Annotated in this window: 25 protein-coding genes; 10 read left to right on the top strand and 15 right to left on the bottom strand. The window is 69.9% G+C overall.

Going from position 1 to position 21,798, the window contains the following annotated elements; all coding sequences use genetic code 11:
- Positions 1-73: 73 nt before the first annotated feature.
- From H0X00_RS02060 to H0X00_RS02035, 6 genes are all read right to left on the bottom strand, one after another.
- Positions 74-1,459, bottom strand: coding sequence for an MBL fold metallo-hydrolase (locus H0X00_RS02060; RefSeq protein ID WP_293767028.1), 1,386 nt, complete (start codon positions 1,457-1,459; stop codon positions 74-76).
- Positions 1,460-1,534: 75 nt separating this feature from the next.
- A complete protein-coding gene (locus H0X00_RS02055) occupies positions 1,535-2,203 on the bottom strand; it encodes a response regulator transcription factor (protein ID WP_293767026.1) in 669 nt (222 codons plus the stop codon).
- A gap of 113 nt (positions 2,204-2,316) precedes the next feature.
- Positions 2,317-2,718, bottom strand: coding sequence for a response regulator (locus H0X00_RS02050; RefSeq protein ID WP_293767025.1), 402 nt, complete (start codon positions 2,716-2,718; stop codon positions 2,317-2,319).
- A 242-nt stretch (positions 2,719-2,960) separates the two neighbouring features.
- Positions 2,961-4,097 carry a PAS domain-containing protein gene (locus H0X00_RS02045; protein WP_293767024.1) on the bottom strand — a complete coding sequence of 379 codons (1,137 nt, stop codon included), beginning with the start codon at positions 4,095-4,097 and terminating at the stop codon, positions 2,961-2,963.
- Positions 4,094-4,369 carry a hypothetical protein gene (locus tag H0X00_RS02040; RefSeq protein ID WP_293767023.1) on the bottom strand — a complete coding sequence of 92 codons (276 nt, stop codon included), beginning with the start codon at positions 4,367-4,369 and terminating at the stop codon, positions 4,094-4,096. Before H0X00_RS02040 ends, H0X00_RS02045 begins: the two co-directional genes overlap by 4 nt.
- A gap of 138 nt (positions 4,370-4,507) precedes the next feature.
- Positions 4,508-5,440, bottom strand: coding sequence for a GGDEF domain-containing protein (locus H0X00_RS02035; protein WP_293767022.1), 933 nt, complete (start codon positions 5,438-5,440; stop codon positions 4,508-4,510).
- A gap of 207 nt (positions 5,441-5,647) precedes the next feature.
- On the opposite strand from H0X00_RS02035, the gene H0X00_RS02030 reads away from it, so the two are divergent.
- From H0X00_RS02030 to H0X00_RS02020, 3 genes are all read left to right on the top strand, one after another.
- Positions 5,648-6,784, top strand: a complete 1,137-nt coding sequence (locus H0X00_RS02030; protein WP_293767021.1) for a response regulator — start codon at positions 5,648-5,650, stop codon at positions 6,782-6,784.
- 617 nt (positions 6,785-7,401) lie between these two features.
- Positions 7,402-7,620, top strand: a complete 219-nt coding sequence (locus tag H0X00_RS02025; RefSeq protein WP_367186393.1) for an EscU/YscU/HrcU family type III secretion system export apparatus switch protein — start codon at positions 7,402-7,404, stop codon at positions 7,618-7,620.
- Positions 7,621-7,733: 113 nt separating this feature from the next.
- Positions 7,734-8,126: a VOC family protein gene (locus H0X00_RS02020; protein WP_293767020.1), complete on the top strand. Its 393-nt coding sequence runs from the start codon at positions 7,734-7,736 to the stop codon at positions 8,124-8,126.
- 521 nt (positions 8,127-8,647) lie between these two features.
- Here H0X00_RS02020 and H0X00_RS02015 read toward each other — a convergent pair.
- Positions 8,648-9,079, bottom strand: coding sequence for a response regulator transcription factor (locus H0X00_RS02015; protein WP_293767019.1), 432 nt, complete (start codon positions 9,077-9,079; stop codon positions 8,648-8,650).
- A 94-nt stretch (positions 9,080-9,173) separates the two neighbouring features.
- On the bottom strand, positions 9,174-9,368 hold the full coding sequence (locus H0X00_RS02010) for a hypothetical protein (RefSeq protein ID WP_293767018.1): 195 nt from the start codon (positions 9,366-9,368) through the stop codon (positions 9,174-9,176).
- Positions 9,369-9,662: 294 nt separating this feature from the next.
- Here H0X00_RS02010 and H0X00_RS02005 point away from each other — a divergent pair, with 294 nt between their 5' ends.
- Positions 9,663-10,241 carry a shikimate kinase gene (locus tag H0X00_RS02005; protein ID WP_293767017.1) on the top strand — a complete coding sequence of 193 codons (579 nt, stop codon included), beginning with the start codon at positions 9,663-9,665 and terminating at the stop codon, positions 10,239-10,241.
- Here the strand turns inward: H0X00_RS02005 and fliW are convergent.
- Both fliW and H0X00_RS01995 read right to left on the bottom strand, forming a co-directional pair.
- A complete protein-coding gene (gene fliW, locus H0X00_RS02000; RefSeq protein WP_293767016.1) occupies positions 10,171-10,911 on the bottom strand; it encodes a flagellar assembly protein FliW in 741 nt (246 codons plus the stop codon). The two genes, H0X00_RS02005 and fliW, sit on opposite strands and share 71 nt — an antisense overlap.
- Positions 10,905-11,111: a hypothetical protein gene (locus H0X00_RS01995; RefSeq protein WP_293767014.1), complete on the bottom strand. Its 207-nt coding sequence runs from the start codon at positions 11,109-11,111 to the stop codon at positions 10,905-10,907. Before H0X00_RS01995 ends, fliW begins: the two co-directional genes overlap by 7 nt.
- Between H0X00_RS01995 and H0X00_RS01990 the strand changes: the two genes are divergently transcribed.
- The 3 genes from H0X00_RS01990 to H0X00_RS01980 are packed head-to-tail and all read left to right on the top strand — an operon-like array spanning position 11,110 to position 12,355.
- Complete coding sequence (locus H0X00_RS01990; RefSeq protein ID WP_293767013.1) at positions 11,110-11,265, top strand: hypothetical protein; 156 nt, start codon at positions 11,110-11,112, stop codon at positions 11,263-11,265. The two genes, H0X00_RS01995 and H0X00_RS01990, sit on opposite strands and share 2 nt — an antisense overlap.
- A gap of 10 nt (positions 11,266-11,275) precedes the next feature.
- Positions 11,276-11,638, top strand: coding sequence for a hypothetical protein (locus tag H0X00_RS01985; protein WP_293767012.1), 363 nt, complete (start codon positions 11,276-11,278; stop codon positions 11,636-11,638).
- Positions 11,639-11,683: 45 nt separating this feature from the next.
- Positions 11,684-12,355 (top strand): hypothetical protein, encoded by a 672-nt coding sequence (locus H0X00_RS01980; protein ID WP_293767011.1) that lies wholly within the window; start codon positions 11,684-11,686, stop codon positions 12,353-12,355.
- A gap of 3 nt (positions 12,356-12,358) precedes the next feature.
- On the opposite strand, the gene H0X00_RS01975 is transcribed toward H0X00_RS01980, so the two are convergent.
- Positions 12,359-13,111: a DedA family protein gene (locus H0X00_RS01975; protein WP_293767010.1), complete on the bottom strand. Its 753-nt coding sequence runs from the start codon at positions 13,109-13,111 to the stop codon at positions 12,359-12,361.
- 94 nt (positions 13,112-13,205) lie between these two features.
- Here H0X00_RS01975 and H0X00_RS01970 point away from each other — a divergent pair, with 94 nt between their 5' ends.
- Both H0X00_RS01970 and H0X00_RS01965 read left to right on the top strand, forming a co-directional pair.
- Entirely contained in the window at positions 13,206-13,454 is a 249-nt protein-coding gene (locus tag H0X00_RS01970; protein WP_293767008.1) for a hypothetical protein, read from the top strand.
- Complete coding sequence (locus H0X00_RS01965) at positions 13,451-14,809, top strand: aromatic ring-hydroxylating dioxygenase subunit alpha (protein ID WP_293767007.1); 1,359 nt, start codon at positions 13,451-13,453, stop codon at positions 14,807-14,809. Before H0X00_RS01970 ends, H0X00_RS01965 begins: the two co-directional genes overlap by 4 nt.
- A gap of 132 nt (positions 14,810-14,941) precedes the next feature.
- On the opposite strand, the gene H0X00_RS01960 is transcribed toward H0X00_RS01965, so the two are convergent.
- From H0X00_RS01960 to H0X00_RS01945, 4 genes are all read right to left on the bottom strand, one after another.
- A complete protein-coding gene (locus H0X00_RS01960) occupies positions 14,942-16,504 on the bottom strand; it encodes an ABC transporter substrate-binding protein (RefSeq protein ID WP_293767006.1) in 1,563 nt (520 codons plus the stop codon).
- A 234-nt stretch (positions 16,505-16,738) separates the two neighbouring features.
- Positions 16,739-17,488, bottom strand: a complete 750-nt coding sequence (locus H0X00_RS01955; RefSeq protein ID WP_293767005.1) for an SDR family oxidoreductase — start codon at positions 17,486-17,488, stop codon at positions 16,739-16,741.
- A 61-nt stretch (positions 17,489-17,549) separates the two neighbouring features.
- On the bottom strand, positions 17,550-18,650 hold the full coding sequence (locus H0X00_RS01950; protein ID WP_293767004.1) for an LLM class flavin-dependent oxidoreductase: 1,101 nt from the start codon (positions 18,648-18,650) through the stop codon (positions 17,550-17,552).
- A 63-nt stretch (positions 18,651-18,713) separates the two neighbouring features.
- A complete protein-coding gene (locus tag H0X00_RS01945) occupies positions 18,714-20,540 on the bottom strand; it encodes a GAF domain-containing protein (protein ID WP_293767003.1) in 1,827 nt (608 codons plus the stop codon).
- A gap of 124 nt (positions 20,541-20,664) precedes the next feature.
- Between H0X00_RS01945 and H0X00_RS01940 the strand changes: the two genes are divergently transcribed.
- On the top strand, positions 20,665-21,735 hold the full coding sequence (locus H0X00_RS01940; protein WP_293767002.1) for an LLM class flavin-dependent oxidoreductase: 1,071 nt from the start codon (positions 20,665-20,667) through the stop codon (positions 21,733-21,735).
- Positions 21,736-21,798: the final 63 nt, after the last annotated feature.

Genomic DNA, 21,798 nt, shown 5'->3' with positions numbered 1-21,798 from the left:
GGCGGCGCCGGGCGCCCGCCAGTGGGCGAGCGCGGGTTCACCCCTCGATTCGCCTGCGCGGGTGAGGCTCCGCCTAGGCGGCGGAGGGGTCCGCAGCCCAGGCGGTGTAGCCGCCGAGGACGTCGGAGACGTCGTGGAAGCCATTGGCCTCGAGCAGGCTGGCGGCCGCCATCGAGCGATAGCCGCCGGCGCAGTGCACGAGCACCGGCTTGGCCGGGTCCAGCTGGTCGAGCGTGGTGCGCAATCGGGTCACGCACAGGTTGACCGCGCCGGGCAGCGCGCCGGCCTTGTGCTCCCCCGGCCCGCGCACGTCGACGACCTGCAGGTCGGGCGTGGACTTGATCGCCTCCGCGGCCTGACTGGCCGTCAGACGACTGGAAGCGACGACCAGCTCGGGACTCTCGACCAGGATGCTCTCGTTCACCTGGGCGGTCACCTGGTCCACGCCCACCCGGGCCAGCCGCAGCCGCGCCTCGGCGTTCTGCTCGTCGGAGCCGACCAGGATCACCGGCTGCTCCGGGGCATGCAGCGCGGCGGCGTACTCGGCGAACCGGCCGGACAGCCCGACGTTCACCGAGCCCTTCAGGTGCCCGGCGGCGAAAGCCTGGTCGTCGCGGACGTCGAGCAGCAGGTAGCCGGCCTGTTGGCGCCGGACCGCGGTGGTGCCGTCGGTCCGGGGCACCGGCTGATCCTCGTCGAACGGCACGTGACCGACCTTGTTCACCGCCACCTCGTCGGCGAAGTACGCCGGTGGCGCGCCCAGCCCGTCGGTGACGACGGCGACGAAATCGTCCTCGCTCATCGGGGCCAGCGCGTAGTTGGTGCGGCGCTGGTCGCCGAGAGTCGAGACGGTGTCGGTCGAGAGCGCCTTGCCGCACGCGCTGCCCGCACCGTGACCGGGGTAGACCAGCACCTCGTCGGGCAGCGGCAGGATCTTGCCGCGCAACGATTGAAACAACTCGCGCGCCATCTCCGCCGAGGTGCGGCCGGCGGCGCCGAGCAGGTCGGGACGGCCGACGTCGCCGAGGAAGAGGGTGTCGCCGGTGAGGATCGAGTGCGGCGCCGGATCGGAGCCGTGTTCGTAGATGGCCAGGGTGATCGACTCCGGCGTGTGGCCCGGGGTGGCCAGGACCTCGAGGACGACGCCGGTCTCCGGGTCGCCGAGGGTGATGCGCTCGCCGTCGCGCAGGCGGCGGATCGGGAACTGCACCGGCGCGACCTCGCCCATCGCGATCTCGGCGCCGGTGCGCTCGGCCAACTCGGTGTGGCCGGGGATGAAGTCGGCGTGCACGTGGGTGAGGATGACGAGCTCGATGCTCAGGCCCTGCGCCTCGGCGTCGGTCAGGTACTCCTTGACGTCTCGGCGCGGGTCGATCACCGCCGCCCGGCGCGAGCCCGGGTCGGCGACCAGGTACGACGCCTGCGACAGGCAGGAGAGGTAGTACTGGTCGAGGATCATGCAGGCCTCCCGGACATCTGGCGTCAGCTGCGCGCCATTTGTACGGACAATAGTAGCTGCCGCGCTATTCCCGGGCTACGACTTGCGAAGCTCCGCGGCGTAGACCGCGGCCTGGGTGCGCCGCTCCATGCCGAGCTTGGCCAGCAGCGCGGAGACGTAGTTCTTCACGGTCTTCTCGGCCAGGAAGAGGCGCTCGCCGATTTGCCGGTTGGTCAGGCCGTCGGCGATCAGGGTGAGAATCTCCCGCTCCCGCTCGGACAGCGAGGCCATTCGCGGGTCGGTCGGGGCGCCGTCACGCAGCCGGGCCAGCAGCCGCTCGGTGACGGAGGGGTCCAGCAGGGACTTGCCGGCGGCGACCTGGCGGATCGCGTCCAGCAGGTTGGTCCCGCGGATCTCCTTGAGCAGATAGCCGGCCGCGCCGCCCATCACGGCGGCGAAGATCGCGTCGTTGTCGTCGTAACTGGTCAGGATCAGGCAGCGCACCTCGGGCATGGCCGAGCGGATGTCACGACAGACGTCGATGCCGCTGCCGTCGGGCAGCCGGGCGTCCAGGACCGCGACCTGCGGCTTGAGGGCGGGGATGCGGACCAGCGCCTGCGCGGCGGTGCCGGCTTCGCCGACCACGGTGATGTCGGGGGCGGAGTTCAACAGGTCGGCCACGCCGCGCCGGACGATCTCGTGGTCGTCCAGCAGGAAGACGGTGATGGGGCTGGCGTCGCCCGACAGTTGCTCGGAGGTGTCCACTTGTACGGATTCCTTTCCCCGTCATGGCTCGGGCGCCGACTTCGATGCCCGTGCATTCCTTGGATCTTCGGCATCCGCGACGACCAACTCGAGGTATTCGCGGCCGAAACGCCCTAAGTGGACCACCGTAGCTGCGCCGGCGCCCCGGAAACCCGGACGGAGGGCGCCTCCGCCACCGCCAGGACTTCGTCGATCACGGTGGCCAGGTCCATGCGCAAGCCCTTCTCGATGTAGCGAACCGCGCCGGCGGCCAACGCCTGAGCACCCACGCGGCGCTGATCGAAACCGGACATCACGATGACTCGGACGCCGGCCGCGACCTCAAGGATCAACGGGAGCGCCTGCAAGCCGTCCATCTCAGGCATCGAAAGGTCCAAGAGGACTACCTGAGGCTGCAGGGATGCGGCCAGGCGGACCGCCTCCTTGCCGTCGGCTGCCTGTCCGACGATCTCGTACTTCCCCATGGATCTCAGCTGGGCGCACAGCAGTGTTCGGACGTCGCTGCTGTCGTCCACCACCAGGATCGTGGGCGCCGACCCCGGCGCCACCGACCCGGGGGGACTATTGGTGACGGCTGCAGCCGCTGGGCCGTGGAGCGATGAGGCGAGCGTGCGTACCAGATCTCCCGGTAGGAGCGGGTGGTCTCCACTCGGCTGCGACCAACCATTCATCAGCCGGCGAGCGGCCGACAACGTCCGTTCCAGATAGGACGTGGACCCCGCGAGGTCTCCCTGCTGCATGGCCAGGACCGCGGCCGTCAGCCCCTGTACGACGTCGTCGTTGATCTCCAGCGCCTGGCGGTGGCGCACCTGGACCTCCCGGAGGGCGGCGGCATGTGCTTCGTTGGCGAGGCGGACGCACGCGTCGCGAAGGTAGACCGCGAGCAGGAATTCCCCGTCGACCCGCTGAGCTCGGCGGTGATCACGTCAAGTCTCAGCGGCCGACCGTCGAGGCCCAGGGCCTCGATCCCCTGGCCGTCGACGCGCAGCCCGCGTGCGATCTCCTCGACTCTCCTGCCGGTGGGGTCGCCACCCAGAAGGTCGTGGGCGCGGCGGTTGCCCTGCACGATCCGGCCCTGGACATCGAGCACCAGGATCGCGTCGGGACACGAATCGACCATGTGGCGAAAGCGGGCCGCGATGCGTTCGCGGGCCTGCTCGGCCAGGACCCGGTCGGTGATGTCGATGCAGGTGCCCCGCATCCGGGTGGGCCGGCCGGCTTCGTCGAGGACGACCTGGCCGTTGGACGACAGGTAGCGGACCCCACCGTCCGGCCGGACAACGCGCTCGACCATCTCGTACGGCTCGCCGGTGGCATAGGCGTGCTGGTGGACCGCCGCGACCCGGTCCCGGTCCTCCGGATGGATGTGGGCCAGGAAGAGTTCGTAGGAGGGGTTGAACGACTGCGGCTCATGGCCGTAGATGCGGTAGAGCTGATCCGACCACCGGTTGGTGTCGCTGGCGATGTGCCAGTCGTAGTCGCCCATGTTGGCCAGCTGCTGGGCGCTGTTCATACGTGCCGTCAGATCCATGAGCTGGTCCTCGGCGTTCAGACGGGCGAGGCGTTCGGTGACGATGGTCAGCGCCAGCTCCAGCCGGATCAGGCACGGCTCGTCCGGTTCGTGGACCCAGGCCGCGACCACGTCACCCGCATTGCCGGGCAACGGCCGGGTGGCGGTCCGGCCACTCGCCAGTGCGTCGGGGTCCAGGTCGGGCCCCACGCGCATCGCGACAATCTCGCCCTCGCCGCGCGGGCGAACCACCAGCACAGTGGTCGCGCCGGAAAGCTCGGCCAACATCGGCAACGCAGCCGCCAGCGCCGCGTCGGCCGCGGCCTGGCCCGGGCACGCTCCAGGCAGGTCACCGACGGACTCCGCCACAGGAAGCGGGTTCACCTCGTTGCTCCTTCACGCCGGGCCCGGGGCAGGGAAACGGGCTCGCGAGCGACGGGCAGCCGAACGGCGAAGCAGGCCCCGGACGGCCGGTTCGCTTCGTACCAGATGTCCCCGCCCGCCAGCACCGCCAGTCCGAGCGCCGTGTTCGGCTTCATCGAGGCGTAGCCCGGTACCAGGGAGGTCAAGGTGTCCAGGTGGAAGTACCAGCCGACGAGGACGGCAAGGCCAACGCCCAGCACCGCTCCCGAGAGAACGCGCACCGCGTACTTCATTCCGCCACCCCAAGCGGGTCGAGAGCGTTGCTGCCTACGATGAGGCGAGACCGGCGCTTCGGCGCCCGTGTTGATCTCATCGGCTCGTCATCCGGCGAGGATGACTGGACCAAAGTCCCGAACCGACTGGGATCAGATTCAGCCCGACCAGCGCGCGCCACCCTCACGTTTGGCGCAGTACATCCGGCGGTCGGCCTCCGCCATCAGCTGATCCAGGCTGGCCTGCCCGGGACCTGGACCGACCACGACCACGCCGACGCTGACCCCGAGGGAGATCGGTCCGGATGGGCAGGAGCCCAGGGCGACGGGTGTACGCACCGCCGCGATCAACCGGTCCGCGACCCGGGACGCGGCGGCGGCGGATCCGATGTGGGGTATCACCACCACGAACTCGTCCCCGCCCACGCGGGCCACCAGGTCGGTCGGACGAAGGCTCGCAGTGAGTCGGCCCGCGATCTGCACCAGCACGGCGTCACCCGCGGCGTGACCCCAGGCATCGTTGACCGCCTTGAAGCCGTCCAGGTCCAGGACGAGCAGGGCGAGCGGGCCGCCCCCCGCAGCGCATTCCGCCAACGCCGCAGTTCCCCGCCGAGTAAGTTCGCGGCGGTTGGCCAGCCCGGTCAGCGGATCGGTGGTCGCCTTCGACGTGAGGTCGAGCCGCATCGTCGCCGCATCGGCCTCGGCGTGAACGCGAGCCGTGACGTCGCTGACCAGGGAGTAGAAGCCTCGCACCGCGCCGTCCTGGTCCAGGTCCGGGACATACGACGTCTGCGAATGCCGCACCCGGCCCGACGGATCAACGACGGTGCGGTCGAACTGTTGGGCCACCCCGGCCAGGACGCCGTCGATGTGCGGCCGGCTCCGCCGGTAGAGCACCTCCCCGAGCACCTCGCGGATATGCAGGCCTCGGGCCTGCTCCGGCGTTCTGCCGAACCAGTCGAGATAGGCGCGATTGGCCACCACGTTGCGTCGGGCGCGGTCCCAGTAGGCGATCGGCGCGGGAACGTTGTCGAGTACCGACCGCAACAGGGCCTGCTCGACACCGCCGTCGATCTGGCCGGCACTCGTCATTGTTCCTCGTTCGTTGTTGAGGGTTCGGGACCGAATTGCGCTGATGTCCGTGTTGTCGGCCATGGGCACGCCCGCATCGAGGACCGAAGGTCCCGTCCTCGTCCCGCTCCTTCGATGCCTGTCAGGACCAATGCCCCCTCACAGGCGCGCTCGTGCCGACCGATCCTGCCGATGGCGGGACTCCTGAGCTCGCCGAAAGGAGACGCCATGCGAAAAGTCGCGATCATCGACGACTCCGAAGACGTCCGATCCCTGTGGCGCGCGGAGCTTGAGCGCGACCGCGGCTTCGAGGTCTGCGCCGAGGGCGCCGACGGAAAGGAAGCCATCGAGATCGCCGGCCATTACCGGCCCGAGGTGATGCTGCTCGATCTGGCGATGCCCGGCATGGGTGGGTTGGAAGCCCTCCCGCTGATCCTGGCCGCCTCGCCCTCCACCCAGGTTGTGGTGTTGTCCGGGTTCGGCCGACGAGAGTTCTCCAGGACCGCGGGCGCGCTGGGCGCGTGCGGCTTCGTGGAAAAGCATCTCCGGGCGGGCTCGTTGCCGGCCCGTCTGCGCGAGGCCCTCGGCGACACCTCCGACGGCCAGTCACCAGAACAACCGCCGATTCTCGTCATCGACCCCGATCGCGACGACCAGGAACTCGTCCGGCATCTGCTCGAGTGGCTCGGATACCGCGCCGACGTGGCCGCCGACGGAAGCATCGGGGTGGCCCTGGCCGGGACCCGCAGGTACGCGGCCGTCCTGCTCGCCGATCAGTTGCCCAACCTGACCGCGGCCGAGGTGGCCGCGCAGCTGCAGCGCCGGGCCGGTGAGCACCGCCCCCTGCCGGTGATCGTGATGTCCGGCGATCTCGGACGTGGGCGGGAGTCCTGGCTGGCGGCGGGGTTGACCGACCACCTGTCCATGCCCCTCGTGTTGTCCGATCTGGATGCTGCGCTGGCCCGCCATGCCGCCCGGCCACGGCGCGAGCAACCCGACGAGATCACCGATCCCGGGCACGACGTGGACCAGGAGGCGCTCTCCACCCTCATCGGCCGGATCGGACCCGCGGCCGTCGCCTCAATCCTGGAAGGCTTCCGGGTACATGCCCAGGACCGGTTGACCCACCTTCAGGCCGCGATCGGCACCGGCGATGCCCAGGAGGTCACCCGGCTTGCGCACGCGATCAAGGGCGCCGCCGCAAGTGTCGGGGCACTGAGGATGGAGTCGATCTCGCGGGAGCTGGAGTTCCTGGCCGCAGCCGGTTCACTCGACGGCAGCCGCGACCGGGTGAGACAGCTCCGCGCGGCCTTCGACCGTTGGGCATCGGCCGGCGTCGCAGCAGGGCCACCGGGGCAGGTCTAGCCGGATTCATAGCCGGGTCGGGCCATTCCCGCCCAACCGCCGGGTCCGCCGGGTCCGCCGGGTCCGCCGGGTCCGCCGGGTCCGCCGGGTCCGCCGGGTCTGTCATTCCGCCGGTGATCAGCGCAAGGAGGTCGCGCCCCCGTTCGGACCGGGCCGCAAGGCGTGAATCGGCCAGGGAAGGCGGCGCGCCGGCTGCTGACGTGGCGGCCGTTATGACGTGAGGGCCCGGATCGACCGCAGCGATCCGGGCCCTCGCGCAACCTCTTCTCTCACCCGCCAGAGTGAGCGGCGGTCGGGTGCCGTCGACCGCCATTCGAGTGAAGCCGAGGCCGCAAGGCCCTCCCAGGGTCGAAGGTCCCGTCCCCACCGATGACTTTTCGGTCCTCTTATCGACCTGGCCGTTGGTCCTCAACTCCGGGCCAGAAGGAGCCTGGCTGTGGTCACCTTCATCACCTCGGCGGCGCAGGGGGGTGCACCTGGCGACGAAGAACCTCAAGCCGTAGTGGAAGGGGATGAACCCCCTCAAGGGCGCGATCCGGTCCAAGCAGATGCGATGAGCCGCAACCGGATGATGAGCAAGATCGCCAACGGCGACGTCGTGCGAGGGTTCAGGTCACGTGGCGACCTGGATCCGCGAGGAGGCCGCCAAGCACCGGGTGCCCATGGTCTCCGACGTCGCGCTGGCCCGGGCGCTCTACAAGGCGTGCGAGGTGGAGCAGGAGATCCCCGGCGAGCTGTTCGCCGCCGTCGCGCAGGTGCTGGCGTTCGTGCTGTCGCTGAAGGCCCGCGGCTCGGCCGTGGGGACACACAAGGTGCCGGCGCTGCCCGGACGGTGAGGTGCCCAGCCCAGAATCTGGGCGGGTCGGTATTGAACCTGCACTTGATCATGGCCGGGTGCAGGGGTAAAGGTCGAACTGCCAAGCGACCCCGACACCTCAGGAGCCCTACTATGTCCTTCCCCTCGATCACCCACGTCGCTCTCACCGTCCGGGACCTGTCCGTGAGCGTCCCCTGGTACACCGCCCTGTTCGGGGCCGAACCGGTCCTCGACGAGGACACCGGCCCGTTCCGGCACGTCGTCTGGGCCATCGACGGGACGTTGATCGGTCTGCACCAGTTCCCCAGCGGGACCGATGCGACCCGGTTCGACGAGCGTCGCGTCGGTCTCGACCACCTCGCCTTCGGCTGCCCCGACCGCGCCGCCCTCGAGCTGCAGCAGAAGCACCTCGACGGCCTCGGCATCAAGCACGGTGGCATCGTGGACGCGCCCTACGGGTCCGGCCTGTCCTTCCGCGACCCCGACAACCTGCCGCTGGAGTTCTTCGCCCCGCCCGGCGCCTGACCCACCGACATCGAGTCCCGTCCGATCCGGCCGCAGCAGGAGTGGCGAGGGCTCTCGCTCGCGAAGCGGCCGGCCTCGACGACGCGGCACCAACTCTCCTACGACAAGGCGGACATTCGCCGCCTTCAGCGCCCGCCTGCGCGACACCCCTCCCGGCGACAGGTAAGCGCTCAGCGGCGTCCTCCTGCCTACCCCTCCGGAGTCAGGAGGGCGCTGCCCACAAGCCCGCAGCGCTGCCGGCCCGGATTCCCGCAGGACAAGGCGACCGACCGCGGCCGGATGGTCCGGCGTGCGACCGACCTCCGGCCCGCCCGCGACGTGGCGCGCGACCCGCCGCGACAGCTCCTGCAGCCGCCGGGCAGATTTCACTCAGCGCATCGAGCCGGAGGGCCCCGCGTTCCTCGCCGGTCCCCTCCAACCGCAACTCGAAATCGTGCTGCTCCATGGCCACCCCCGATGTCAGCGAAGGCAGGAGTCTGCCCCGAAACGGCGGGGCGGCGGGAGGCCTGTGGACAAACCCCTCAGGCCGCGCCCAGAACGGCGTCGATGACGGCCGGCAGGTGCAGCTGCGGCCCCTTGTCCAGATAGCCGACTGCGCCCGCGGCCAGAGCGCGGACCGCCATCTCGTCCGACGGCGAGCCGGACATCACGATCACCCGCGCGTGCGGGGCGACGGAGAGCACGAGCGGCAGGGCTTCGAGACCACCGAGGAAGGGCATCGACAGATCGAGAAGGACCACGTCGGGCTGCATCAACTCGGCGAGGCCGATCGCCTCGTTGCCGTCGCCGGCCGTCATCACGAGGTCGAAGCGACCGGTGCCCTCCAGCTGGGCGGTGATCAACCGGCGGACCAGTGCGCTGTCGTCGACGATCAACACCTGGACCCGGCAGAAGGTCGCACGCAGCTGCAGCGGGTCGAGCCGTTCGGTCTCGGGACAAAGCTGCTTGAACATGACCTCCGCCTCCCGGGTCGGATTTCCTTACCTCGTGTGCATCGGTCGCGCAGACCCACGACAGGACAGGCCAAGAGTCCCGATCGGTGCGGACCTAGGTCGTTGGATTCGCGTCGAGCTGGTCGTTGAGGTCTTCGACGACCTGCCGGATGGCGCGCACCGCGTCGTCCATCCGGTCCAGCGTCTGCTCCATGGTGATAGCCGGGGGCGCACCGGTGTTCAGCGTCGTCCTGAGCATCAGGCCGGAGGCGAAGATGTTCTGCAGCACGTTGTCGTGGACGTTCAGCACGGCCCGCTGGGATTCCTCCAGACTGCCGATTCGCTGCCGTGCCGACCTTCCGTGGGAGGCAGCGGCCCTTCCTTGAGCCGCGCCGGTGCCGCCGAGCATAGGGGAGCCCGCTCCGGCGCTCCGTGCGGCACGCGCTCGCCCGGCTTCGCACCACTGGGCGACAGGGTTGATACGTGTGATGCGATCCGGGGCCGACGAGGCACCTCCCGCGTCTCAACCTTGTCGCTCAGTTGCGTTTCAGAGGCGGTGCCAGCGGACCGGGTGACGCGGGGCCGACGCGGGTAGAACGCCGGCATGGAACGGATCGCTTTGCTCGGGCTGATGGGCAGCGGGAAGACGACGGTCGGCGAGCGCTTGGCGCTTCGGCTGGGGTGGACCTACCGCGACAACGACGGCGAGCTGCTGGCCCGGTTCGGCGCCAGTGCCGCGCAGCTCAAGGACCGCAACGGCCTGGACGCCCTGCACGCCGCCGAGGCCGCGGTGCTGCTGGATCTGCTGAACTCGGAGGAGCGCAGCGTCCTCACGGCCGCGGCCTCGACGGTGGAGAGTCTGACCTGCCGACGCGTGTTGGCCGAGCGCGCGTTCGTGGTGTGGCTGCGCGCCGACGCGCGGACGCTCGCGGCCCGGGCGACCGAAGGCTCCGGTCGCCCGTGGAACGACGACGTCGAAGCTCAGCTACGCACCCAGGTCGAGTACCGGTACCCGCTGCTCGAGCAGCTCGCCGATCTGACGGTCGACACCACCGACCTGGACGGCGAGCGGGTCGCTGAACAGATCGCGGAGGCCGTCAGTTCACCGGTCGTCAGTTCACCGGCAGGGGTGCCCGCAGCGGCAGGTCCTCGGCGAGGACGACCTGCGCGGCATGCAGGGTGACGGTGTTGATGACGATGGGCGCGAGCAGGTTCACCGTCGCGTCGGCAACCGAGGTGCCGGGGTTGACGATGACCAGCACCAACGCGTCCTCGGCGCAGGTCAAGCCAAGGCTCTCGGCCCAGTCGTCGCTGATCTCCGGCGCGTAGTCGGGGAAGAACGGTCCGGGTGGCATCACCAGGAACCGCACCTCGGGGTCCTCCAGTGAGCGCATCGCACACACCACCGAGGCGGGGTCGATCTCGGTGAGCACGAACGAACACAGCGCGGCGAAACCGGCGACCGGGCCGACGAACTCCAGCGCGGGCACCGTTTCCAGCTCCCCTTGTCCGACGGAGCCCTCGATCACGGCGCTCATCGGAGAAAGTCCGCAAGCGAAGGGGGCGATCACGCGCTCGGTCGCGGCGAGCGCGGCCTGCTGGGCTACCTGGGCCAAGTTGAGCTCCACGATGGTTGCGGGCAGGTCGATGTCCTCGACGTCGGACAACGAGGTCGTCAAACTGATCACCCGGTCGTCGGCGGCACTTTGCATCTGCTCAAGCCGGTTGTAGCCGGCGCCGACCTCCGCGAGCTTGCCGGAGATCCGGTTCATCGCGGTGTCGAGGTCACCCAGCCCGGTGTTCAGAGCGGCGCGGTTGCCCGAGCGCAGCGCGGTCGAGATGTCGGTCAGCACACCGAAGATGTCCGCGCCCTGTCGCGGATCTCGCCACGCATCTGCATCGCGGCGACGGTGCCGGTCGGCGAGTCCGAGGGCCGCGAGATCTGCTTGCCGCTGGAGCGCTGCTGCTGGATGCCGGCCATCCGACTCAGGTTGCCCTGCAAACCCATCAGCGTGTGCGTCGCGATCGAGCGCTGGGTGACACGTCCGATCATGGCTTACCTCCCCACCAGGGTCCGCGCGAACGTCGCCGGCGATCCGGAGCGCACCGCCGGGGTCCGCGCCCTGGTGGAGCCTCTCGCCGAAGCCTGGCGGGCCGCCGCCCTTGAGGTCTCCGTCGCGGCCGCCCCGGTCGAGCGCGCGGGCTGAGGCGGACGTGATGGCCGAACGCACTCTGCGCCTGGTCGCGCCCGAGCAGCTCGCGACCGACTGGGAGACCGCCTGGGCCGACGCGCTGATCACGCTCGAGCTCGACGTCACCCGTGCCGAGCGGCTGCTGACCGACGGAACGCCCGCGGTCGCGGTGGCGCCCCGTCCGGACTGGGTCGCCCCGGCCCTGTCCGGTCCGCTGCCCGAGCGGTTGCGCGCCCGCGCCGAGGCGATCGCCGCCCGGCAGCTGCGCCTGGCCGAGGACCTCAGCCGGGCCGTCGCCGCCGCCCGTCAGGAGCTCCGCCTCGCCGAGCGGATCCAGGCGCACGCGCTCGACCGCAGCACTCCGGCCTTCCTCGACGCCAGTTTCTAGGCGGACATCCCCGCTTCAGGGGGCTGTTGTCGGCACAGTAGGAACATGAGGAACTGGCGGATCGGGTGCGGAGCCGCGGCACTGGTGCTTGCCCTGGGGGGTTGCGCCGGCGACGAGGAGCCGGCCGCGATCGACGGCCGGGTCGACATCGTGCCTGCTGACAAGGCTGCCGATAGCACCACCGGCCGGCCCGCCGACGACGCGAAGACGGTGGCCGAGTCCGGAAAGGACGGCACCGCCACGGGCACCAAGCCGATCGCCACGACCGACCCGCGGAAGGGCAAGGACCCGACCAGCGACCAGCCGAAGGCCGGCAAGCAGGAGTGCGCGCTCGCGGTGGCCGCTTCCAATGCGTTGATCAACAAGCACGTGCTTGCGCTGTTCCCCGCCAAGGCGCTGCGCCAGGTGGAGCCGATGCACCCCGACGACACCTTCCACTGCGACCCCGCGGAGGGCCCGGACTTCGGCGGCGTCTCCGCGTTGTGGCGGAACATCACCGGCGCGCAGGCGATCGAGATTCTGGAGAAGGACGGCTGGACCCGCACCGACCCGAAGGAAGGCGAGCCGGCCTGGGCCGAGCAGGGCCTGCGGCACGGCAACGGCGAGCTGAACCTGGAGCCGGCCGAGAAGTACGTCGTCACCTTCAACACCGAGCGCGGCGGCCGGGCGATGTGGGTGGAGCTGACCCAGGACGGGATGCGCGCCGGCCTCGAGTAGCCGTCAGGCGACAGGGTCGGAGGCTGCGTCCTCCCGCGCGGCGCTGTCCCGCGCCGCCTTCTCGGCGTGCGCGGCCTGCGTCGCTTCCTTGATCTGACGCCGCGTCGTCCAGACCTGCCGCGCCACCACCACCACGACGATGGCGATCGTGATGTAGAGCGTGTAGTCCGCTACCGCGTCGACGGCGTCCACCGCGGACTGCCCGGCCCAGTAGCCCAGGCCGGCGAGCACCCCGACCCACAACAGCGCTCCGACGATGTCCAGGATCAGGAACGTCGTCAGCCGCATGCCGGCCCAGCCGGCGGCGGCATAGATCAGCACGGTCGGCACCGGTAGGTAGTAGGCGGTCAGCACCGCGAGCGCGCCGTACTTCTCGGTCCAGCGCTTGACCTTCTCCAGGCGCGCTTCGGTCTTGCGGGATTCGCCGAGGATCATGTGCAGGGCCCGCTCGCCCCACCGCGCCCCGGCCCACCAGTAGGCCCAGTCGAACATCACGGTGGCCGGCAGGCCGACGAAGATCGCGACCAGGACGTTGACCTCGCCGATCCGGGCCATCGCCCCGAGGTTGACGATGGAGGTCATCCCGCCGCGGATCGCGGCCAGCCAGACCGGGTGCTCCTGGATCATCCAGGGGATCAGCGGCATGGTGGCCAGCCCGTAGATCCCGCTGAGCATGATCACCGCGACGATCACCTTGTCGGCGGGCTGCGCCTTGCCCTCCCAGGGCAGCTTGGGACCCCCCGCGTACGCACTCATCGGCGTCAGGGTCTCACGGACACCTTGGTCCCAGCTTGTAACGGTGACATCTGCTGGGGGACCGCAGGAAAGGTCAAGGGCTAGACTATTTCGCATGGCGTTCCGGCTTGAGCACCCGTTCAGCGGGGCGATCTACACCGGGCTGGAGGACGGCCGCGTCGAGGTGGCCAAGGGCGAGCAGCGCGGGATCTTCGACTTCCGCGGCACCTGGGTGGCGGGCGAGCTGCGCACCGCCGATCCCGAGCTGTGCCGCTGGGTCGGGACGCAGGGCTACACGCCGGCCTCCCGGCACCTCGTGGGGTTCACGCAGGACCACGGCGTCGAGGCGGAGCGGCAGGGATGACCGCGCCCACCCGCTCCGAGCGCACGGACCGCTCCCCCGGCCCGAGCTACCAGGACCTGCTCGACGCGGACACCCGCGAGGTCCCGGACTTCCTCCGCACCGAGGGCGAGTCCGGCTTCGGCATCGCCGACATCCCGGCCTCCTTCTACTTCGACCGCGACCTGGTCGCGCTGGAGAAGGAGCGGATCTGGAAGACGGTGTGGCAGTTCGCCTGCCGCGAGACCGCGGTGGCCAACCCCGGCGACACTGTCGTCTACGACATTGCCGATCTCTCGATCCTGCTCGTGCGCGGCGACGACGGCGGGCTGCGCGGCTTCTACAACGCCTGTCTGCACCGGGGCCGACAACTGCGCCAGGTGGACGGTCCGGTCAGCGAACTGGCCTGCCAGTTCCACGGCTTCTGCTGGGACCTGCGGGGTGAGCTGGCCCGGGTACCGGCCCGCTGGGACTTCCCCCAGGTCACCGACGAGGCCTTCGTGCTGCCGCAGGTCCGGGTGGACACCTGGGGCGGGTTCGTCTTCGTCTGCCTCGACCCGGATCAGGTACCGCTGCGCGACTACCTCGGCCGGCTGACCGAGCTCGAGCACTGGGACATGGCCGGACGCTACGTCGAGGCGCACGTGGAGAAGCTGCTCCCCTGCAACTGGAAGGTCGCGCAGGAGGCCTTCATGGAGAGCTTCCACGTGGTGACCACGCATCCGCAGCTGCTGCGCGGGATCGGCGACGCCAACTCCCAGTACGACGCGTGGGGCTGGACGTCGCGCGCGATCACCCCGCGCGGCACCCCCAGCCCGCACCTGAGTTATGAGCCCACCGAGCAAGAGATCTTCGACGCGATGATGGGCCTCGGCCTGGACGACCCGCGCATCCTCGAACTCCCTGACGGCGCCACCGCCCGCACCGTGATCGCCGCGGCCACCCGCTCGCGGATGGCCGCTTCGCTGGGCCCGAAAGCTGACGAGCTGTCAGATTCGGAGTGCGTGGACACCTTCTTCTACACGGCGTTCCCGAACTTTCACCCCTGGGGCAGCTACAACCGCACCTGCTACCGCTTCCGCCCGAACGGCGCGGACCCGGAGACCTGCTTCATGGAGGTCCTCGTGCTCTCCCCGTTCTCCGGCGAGCGTCCGCCGGACGCACCGGTGCGCCGCCTCGGCCTGGAGCAGTCCTTCCTGGAGGCCGTCGAACTGGGTCCACTGGCCCGGGTGTTCTTCCAGGACGAGTACAACGTCGGCTTCGTGCAGAAGGGCCTGCACACCCTGGTCGAGCACAAGCCCGGCGTCAGCTTCGGCGCCTACCAGGAGACGAAGATCCGCCACTTCTACGCGCTCTACCGCGGCCTGATGGGGATCTGAGCCCCGACTCGCCCGATAGTGGAGTTGGACACCGCTGCGGAGCCACGGACCGGGGCTCAACTCCACTATCGGCGCACTCCGGGCACGGCAAGGGGCCCGGCCTCCGGGCGGGCGGGCCCGGAGGCGCTCAGATCAGCTCTTCCGCTGCGGATCGCTCGCGGAGAGTTGGTCGGTGCAGGTCGCCTTGTCGTCCACCAACTTCCAGCCCGTGTTCTGATCGTTGGTGATCATCCCGAACAGGCAGTAGGGCACGCGGGGGTTGGTGTCCTTGCCGAAGCTGCGCGGACCCGACAGGCCGCCGAGCGAGGTGAACTTCTGGCCCTTGAAGGTCCAGAGGGTGTCCAGCAACTGTTGGGTGGTCGGGTTGGTCTGCGAGAACCCGGCGGAGGCAGCGACCAGTAGCGCCCCGGCCGTCCACCCGTAGCTGGCGGATCCTCCGGAGGTCATGCCCGGGCTGTACTTCTTGACCATGGCCTGGAAGTACTTCTGGGCCGGCGTCGTGTCGCCCACCCAGGGAAACACGTTCATCGCGATGTAGGCGTTCCCCAGCCACGGCTTGCCCTGCAGGAACTGCTTGTCGTTGCCGACCGAGATCGGCGTCGTGACGACGTTCGGGTAGTAGTCGACCTGGATGCACGATCGCGCGATCCGGTGCTGGGACGCGGCATCGATCAGCAGGCCCAGCACCTCGACCCCCGCATTCTTGTGCGCGAGACATTCCTGGATGTACGACGGCGCGGTCAGGGACGCCTGGATCTCCTTGCGGAACTCCACCCCCATGCTCGGCGCCAGTTCCTTCGTTGCGAGGTTGTACTGCTCGCACGCCCGCGGCACCTCGAGGCAGTAGATCGTCCCGATGACCTTCTTCTTGAAATAGTCCCGCGTCGCCAGGTTGAACCCGTAGCCGACCGACTGCAGGGGTGATCCCTGCGGGAACATCAGCGGATTGGTGAACCAGGTGTTGCTGGTCATGTCCGATCCGATGACCGGGATGCCCGATCGCTTGATGACGGGCACGATCGCGTCGACCGTGAGGACCTGGATGTTCCCCACGAACGCCAGGATCTTCTTGCCCGAGATCATTTCCTGGACCTTGGACGCCGCCGTTGTCGGATCGCCCTGGTCGTCGTCGAGGAAGAACTTGATCTTGTGGCCGTTGAGTCCGCCGCAGGCGTTTTGCGAACTGACGAACACCTGGAGCGCCGACGCCGCCGGCGAGAACAACTCCCCCAGCACTCCGCTGAGCGTGCTCACGTTCCCGATGTTGACTTCAGACAGGGTGGCCGGTTTGCACGGCGCATTCCCCCCGAAGATGGCGGCACTCGCGGCCATCCGCTCAGCCGCCAGTCCGGTGCCGGCCGCCTGACCCGGCGTCTTCGCGGTGCCGCCCGCCTTCTTGTCCTTGCTCGCGTTACCCGACGAGCCAGCCGCTGCGCCGGCGGCCGCAGCGGTCGAGTCTGCGGGCGCGGCCGCGTCCGCGGCTGAACCAGCCGCCGGGACCCCCGCGGTGGTGTCGACAGCTCCAACGCTGTCGGCGCCGGCCTGCACGCCCGGGACGACCGCATCCTGCACGGTCGGCTGCGAATCGGCGGCGGAGTCCTCCACGCTGGAGCCGCCGCACCCGGCGACGAGCGCCAGCGCGGACATCACGGCCACCGCGATCGACGGACCTCGTCCGAAGCGGGTTCTCCTCATGCGCACCTCTCTCCCAGGGACGGCACCCGTACTGCCTCGCAAGGGCGCCGATGGTCGTGCGGACTCGCCGCACCTGCGCGGAGTCTCGCCCGCGGACCAACCCCCGACCAGGCCGGAGTTGGGAGGCTTTGTCGCTTTCTCTAGCCCACTCCTGACACTGAGTCATATTCAGTTGTCAAAAAGGTCGAGGGCCTGAGGGTCATCACCCTCAGGCCCTCGACGGGGCTGGACTGCTCAGGCGGCGTAGCCGCCGTCGACCGCGATCAGCTGGCCGCTGATGTAGGCCGCGCCCTCGGAGACCAGGTACTCGACCAGCGAGGCCACCTCCTCGGGCCGGCCCATCCGGCCGAGCGGGGTCTGGGCCAGGCAACTCTGGATGACGCTCATCGCGACCTCGTCGACCACGAACGAGCTGTGCACGATGCCGGCGTCGATGACGCCCGGCGAGATGCCGTTGAGCCGCACGTTGTCCTTGCCGCACTCACGGGCGGCCTGGCGGAGCAGGCCCGCGACGGCGTGCTTGGGGCCACCGGACATGCCGTCGTTCTCCAGCGTGCGCCCGACCGCGGTGGTCAGGAACATGACGATGCTGCCGCCGCCGGTCTCGGCCAGCGCGGCGGTGCCGGCTTTGATGACGTTGAACGATCCGAAGACGTCGGTGGCGTAGATCCGCTTGAAATCGTCCTCGCTGACGTCCTTGAGCGCACACAGCGGGATCGCCGGGCCGGTGGCCTGCACGATGTGATCGAGCTTGCCCCACTGCGCGGCGGTCTTGGCCAGGAAGTCGGTCACCGACGCGGTGTCGGTGATGTCGACCTGCGCGGCGACCGCCTGTCCGCCGGCGGCGACGAGCTCGTCGACCAGCGCGTTCGCGCGCTCGGCGTTGCCCTGGTAGCCGATGGTCAATGGCGTGCGCGGGCCGATGCGCCGGGAGACCGCGGCCCCGAGGCCACCTGCCCCGCCGAGAATTGCGATGCCGCCCATGGGTTCTCCTCCGGGTTGTGGGCCAGTTCGTAGGGGTGCGTACGGGGGGTGCAGAGGTGGGTCAGGCGCTGACGGAGACATTCGCGCCCATCTTGCGGAGCTCGGGCGCGACCTCCTTGGAGATCAGCCCCAGGCTGTCGCGGACCATGTCGAACGGCATTCCCGCGTAGGACACGGCCAGGCTCGGGCGCAGGTCACCGCTCATGTCGACGCGGCGCTGCCACTCGGTGAGGATCTGGTCCGGGGTGCCCCAGCACTGCGACTGGACGAAACCCTCGGCCGCGGCGTCGATCCCGACCTCGTTGATGGCGTCCGCGCCGGCCTGGTAGGCGGTGTAGCCCGCGGTCTCGCCCCAGTGCGAGCCGTCGAAGTCGTAGTGCGAGATGACGGTCTTGAAGTACTTGGAGAGGTACGTGCGGGCGGTGTCCTCCGCGACCTGAGCGTCCGCGTGGCAGTAGGTGAAGTCGGTCATGCCGGGCGCGCCCGGCTCCTTGTTCGGGTGCACCTTCACGAAGTGCTCGCGCCAGGCCTGGATGCCCTCGTCGTGCATCTCCCACGGCAGCTGGACGAACGACATCATCGTCGCGCCGAGGTTGGCCGCGGCGATACCGGAGTCCGGCGTCATCGCGACGGAGTAGAACCGGCGGTCGCGGAAGCCCCGCTGCGGCTTGGGCGTGATCTCGGTGCGGGACTGGGTGAAGTACTCGGTGTCCCACTCGGCGACGCCGGTCTCGAGCGCGTCCAGGATCAGCTCGGCGGCCTGGTCGAAGCGCTGGCGCGAGGTCGACATGTCGACGCCGAAGATCTCGTACTCCTTGCGGGCCAGGCCGCGCCCGAAGCCGAGGGTGAAGCGGTCGCCGAGCAGGATGTCGAGCATCGAGATCTTCTCGATGACGCGCAGCGGGTTGCCCCACCACGGCAGGATGATCGCCCCGCAGCCGATGCCGATCGTCGAGGTGCGGCCGCCGACGTAGGCCAGCCATTGCATGTTGTCCGGGCACATCGAGTAGCCCGGGTCGAAGTGGTGCTCCGGCGCCTGGATGAAGTCGAGCCCGAGGTCCTCGGCCATCACGGCCAGCTCGGTCTCCTGCCGGAACATCTCCGCGTCCGACATCCCGCCGTCGTGGGTGTTCTGAATGATGAACTGAAGGCCGACCTGCATCCGGTTCCATCCCCTCGCGCGTTCGCTGCGGACACCTCTACTGATGCCGCAGTCTTCGAGGGCCTACCCAGGTGGCGCAACCACGTCCTGTGACCGGTTGTCGACATCTCCAACGAGCTCGCCTGCGAGGTCAAGAATCTGCAGGCAGTAGCGCAGGTCCAGCAGGCTGTCGAGCCGGTGCGGGTCGATCGCCGAACAGTCCCGGACCTTGGCCATCCGGTAGCGGACCGTGTTCTCGTGCACCCCGAGGAGGCGAGCGGTGCCGCGGACCTGGCCGTCCTCGGCGAGCAACGCGCGCAGCGTGGGCAGCAGCTCGGCGTGCCCGACCCGGTCCAGCTCGAGGATCGGCCCGACCAGTTGGCGCGCGACGTCGAGCGCCTGCGCGGAGGGCACCGACGACGCGATCAGGCGGGACACCGCGAGTTCGCCGGCCAGCTCGACCTGACCGCGCCGGCCGATCCGGGCGAGCAGGTCCATCACCCGCCGGACCTCGACGGCGGCGCGCGGATAGTCGCCCAGCTCCCGGCAGACCGAGGAGATGACCACGGTCGGCGGCGCTGACCCGAACTGGGCGGGCAGCACCCGGACCACCGCGTCGCGAACCGCCCTGGCCGCCGCGATCTCCTTCTCCGCCGGCGTCGCCACCAGCAGGACGGCAGCGCCGGGGACGGCGGTGGTGAGCACGTCGGCCAGCCCGAGCTCACCGGCCAGCGCCGCCGCCAGCCCTCCCCGCTGCTCCGGGGCCGCGGCTTCAGCGATCCGGACCAGCACGTGCGGAAGGGCCAGGTCGATGCCGTGCACCTGCGCCCGGCGGGCGATGGTGCCGGGGTCACGGCCGCCGTGCAGGAGGTCACCGAGGAACTCCTGCCGGGCCTGGTCGCGGGCTGCGGACTGCCGCAGTTCGTGGAACATGGCCAGCGTCACCACCGTCGCGCCGTGCTGGGCGATCCGGGTGTCCAGGGCGCTGAACCGGCCGCCGGTCTCCAGCGTGACCAGGTAGCCGGCGGTGCGGCCCTCGATCACCATCGGGCAGATCATCCGGCGGTGCGGACAGCCCAGCGCCGGCGCCGGCGCCAGCACCACCGAGGGCCCGGTCTCCCCGCTCGCGCGCAGGGCGGCAACGAGTTCGGCCTTGCCGGTGCCGCGGGCCGCGCCCTGCAGCGCCGTGTTGTGCCGGTCCCCCCCGCGGGCGGAGGAGGTCATCAGCACCTGGTTGAGGTTGTAGACGAGCACGGGGCGGGACAGCAGGTCGGCCAGCACCCGCACGATGTCGACCAGCGTGAGCCCGGAGAGCACCGCGTCGGTGAGCCGCTCGTGCGCGGCGGTGGCCTGGGCCAGCTCGCGGCGCTGAGCCTCGATGACCGCGGCCCGCTGGGAGACCTCGGCGAGCAGGGCGGCCTGCCGCACCGAGAGCGCGGCCAGGTTGGCAAAGGTCTGGGCCAGCGAGATCTGACGGTCCGTATAGACGTGCTCGGTCTCCCGGTCGTCGAGGTAGATGATCCCGATGACCTCGGTGTCCATCACCAGCGGGACGCCGAGCATGTCCCGCACGCCCCACCGCTGCATCGTCGACTGCACCGTCCGCGGGTCGTGCTGGGCGTCGGTGATCAGCACCGGGGCGCGGGTGGCGACGATCTCCTCGGTGAACCGGTCGGAGCCGGAGACCAGCAGCTTCACCCCGGCGTCGATGTCGTCGAGCACGTAGTACCCGACCCGGCCCTGGAACTCCCCCGGACCGGTGCCCAGGTAGACCGAGCACCGCCGGACCCCGATGAGCTCGCACAGCCGGCGGCCGACGGTGCGCAGCAGGGTGTCCAGGGACTCCGGGGAGTTCACGGCCGTGGCGTCCCGCGCGATGTCGGTGAACGCTTCAAGCACCTGGGACTCCACGGGCGCAGCCTCGCATCCGTTGGAGAAGTCAACAAGAGGTGCCGATGGAGGGGTGACAGACCGGCCCGTACGCAAGGCAGGCTGGCCCGCGACGTCGGTCTCAACCCGGAGAAAGAGGCACCACGTGGACGTAGGCATGTTCCAGACCCCGTTCATGCGACCCGACCGGACGCCCCGCCAGGTCTTCGACTGGGCGGTCGCGCAGGCCGTCACCGCCGACCAGGCCGGGTTCAGCGAGTACTGGATCGGCGAGCACGCGACGCTGCAGTGGGAGAGCATCCCCAGCCCCGAGCTGGTCATCGCGGCGGCCGCGGCGCAGACCACCCAGATCAAGCTCGGGCCGCTCGCGCACCTGCTGCCCTACCACCACCCGGCGACGCTGGCGGTGCAGACCGCGTGGCTGGCCCACATCTGCGGTGGCCGCTACCAGCTCGGCATCGCCGCGGGGGCCTACCCGACCGACGCGGCGCTGCGCGGCATCACCGACATGAGCGTCAACCACAAGATGCTCTTCGAGGCGATCGAGATCATCGAGGCGGTCTGGGCCGGCAAGGAGTACCAGGCCGAGGGCCAGTTCTGGAACCACGGGTTCCCGCACGAGGACCCGACCCACCCGGTCCGCGACATCCGCCCGCCCGGCGGCCGGATCCAGATGGCGATGACGGGCCTGAGCCCGAACTCCCCCTCGATCGGCTTCGCCGGCGCGCGCGGGTACATCCCGGTCTCGATCTACTCCGGCAACCAGTTCGTGAAGAACCACTGGGACGTCTACGAGGCGGCCGCGACCGCGAACGGTCACCCGGCCGACCGCGCGATCCACCGCGTGGTTCGCGACGTCGTGGTCGCCGACACCGACGCCGAGGCCAAGAAGTTCGCCATCGAGGGCGGGCTGGGCGCGGCGTGGGAGCAGTACCTGGCCCCGACCTACAAGCGCTTCGGGGTGATGGAGGGCCTGCTGGCCGACCCGTCGCACAACGTCGAGGACGTCGACGCGGCCTACCTCGCCGACCATGTCTGGATCACCGGCTCCCCGGAGACCGTGACGCAGAAGCTGCAGGACTGGCAGGGCGAGACCGGCGGCTTCGGCCAGTTGCTGGTCTACAGCTACGACTACATCGACGGCTCGAAGCAGTGGGACGAGTCCATGCGTCGGCTGGCGCAGGAGGTGGCCCCGAAGATCACACTCCCGGCCTGACGTCCCGTCACTTTAACGTCGAGCACCGTTGCGTCCGAACGCCCGTGAGCTATAGCCCACGGG

Origin of the sequence: Sporichthya sp. (assembly GCF_013815995.1) — a bacterium.
In the GTDB taxonomy this organism is placed as follows: Bacteria; Actinomycetota; Actinomycetes; order Sporichthyales; family Sporichthyaceae; genus Sporichthya.
Note: the sequence above shows the minus strand (reverse complement) of the source record. Positions and strands in the feature narration are given on the sequence as shown.

Bases quoted from the DNA above. Each gene is read 5' to 3' on its own strand.
- H0X00_RS01955 (WP_293767005.1), bottom strand. From the start codon at position 17,488: ATGGGCGGCATCGCAATTCTCGGCGGGGCAGGTGGCCTCGGGGCCGCG.
- H0X00_RS01975 (WP_293767010.1), bottom strand. From the start codon at position 13,111: ATGAGTGCGTACGCGGGGGGTCCCAAGCTGCCCTGGGAGGGCAAGGCG.
- H0X00_RS02060 (WP_293767028.1), bottom strand. From the start codon at position 1,459: ATGATCCTCGACCAGTACTACCTCTCCTGCCTGTCGCAGGCGTCGTAC.
- H0X00_RS01985 (WP_293767012.1), top strand. From the start codon at position 11,276: ATGGCCGAACGCACTCTGCGCCTGGTCGCGCCCGAGCAGCTCGCGACC.
- H0X00_RS02040 (WP_293767023.1), bottom strand. From the start codon at position 4,369: ATGAAGTACGCGGTGCGCGTTCTCTCGGGAGCGGTGCTGGGCGTTGGC.
- H0X00_RS01980 (WP_293767011.1), top strand. From the start codon at position 11,684: ATGAGGAACTGGCGGATCGGGTGCGGAGCCGCGGCACTGGTGCTTGCC.
- H0X00_RS01990 (WP_293767013.1), top strand. From the start codon at position 11,110: ATGGCTTACCTCCCCACCAGGGTCCGCGCGAACGTCGCCGGCGATCCG.
- H0X00_RS01960 (WP_293767006.1), bottom strand. From the start codon at position 16,504: ATGAGGAGAACCCGCTTCGGACGAGGTCCGTCGATCGCGGTGGCCGTG.
- H0X00_RS02035 (WP_293767022.1), bottom strand. From the start codon at position 5,440: ATGACGAGTGCCGGCCAGATCGACGGCGGTGTCGAGCAGGCCCTGTTG.
- H0X00_RS01965 (WP_293767007.1), top strand. From the start codon at position 13,451: ATGACCGCGCCCACCCGCTCCGAGCGCACGGACCGCTCCCCCGGCCCG.
- H0X00_RS02020 (WP_293767020.1), top strand. From the start codon at position 7,734: ATGTCCTTCCCCTCGATCACCCACGTCGCTCTCACCGTCCGGGACCTG.
- H0X00_RS01995 (WP_293767014.1), bottom strand. From the start codon at position 11,111: ATGATCGGACGTGTCACCCAGCGCTCGATCGCGACGCACACGCTGATG.
- H0X00_RS02030 (WP_293767021.1), top strand. From the start codon at position 5,648: ATGCGAAAAGTCGCGATCATCGACGACTCCGAAGACGTCCGATCCCTG.
- H0X00_RS02015 (WP_293767019.1), bottom strand. From the start codon at position 9,079: ATGTTCAAGCAGCTTTGTCCCGAGACCGAACGGCTCGACCCGCTGCAG.
- H0X00_RS01970 (WP_293767008.1), top strand. From the start codon at position 13,206: ATGGCGTTCCGGCTTGAGCACCCGTTCAGCGGGGCGATCTACACCGGG.
- H0X00_RS01950 (WP_293767004.1), bottom strand. From the start codon at position 18,650: ATGCAGGTCGGCCTTCAGTTCATCATTCAGAACACCCACGACGGCGGG.
- H0X00_RS02005 (WP_293767017.1), top strand. From the start codon at position 9,663: ATGGAACGGATCGCTTTGCTCGGGCTGATGGGCAGCGGGAAGACGACG.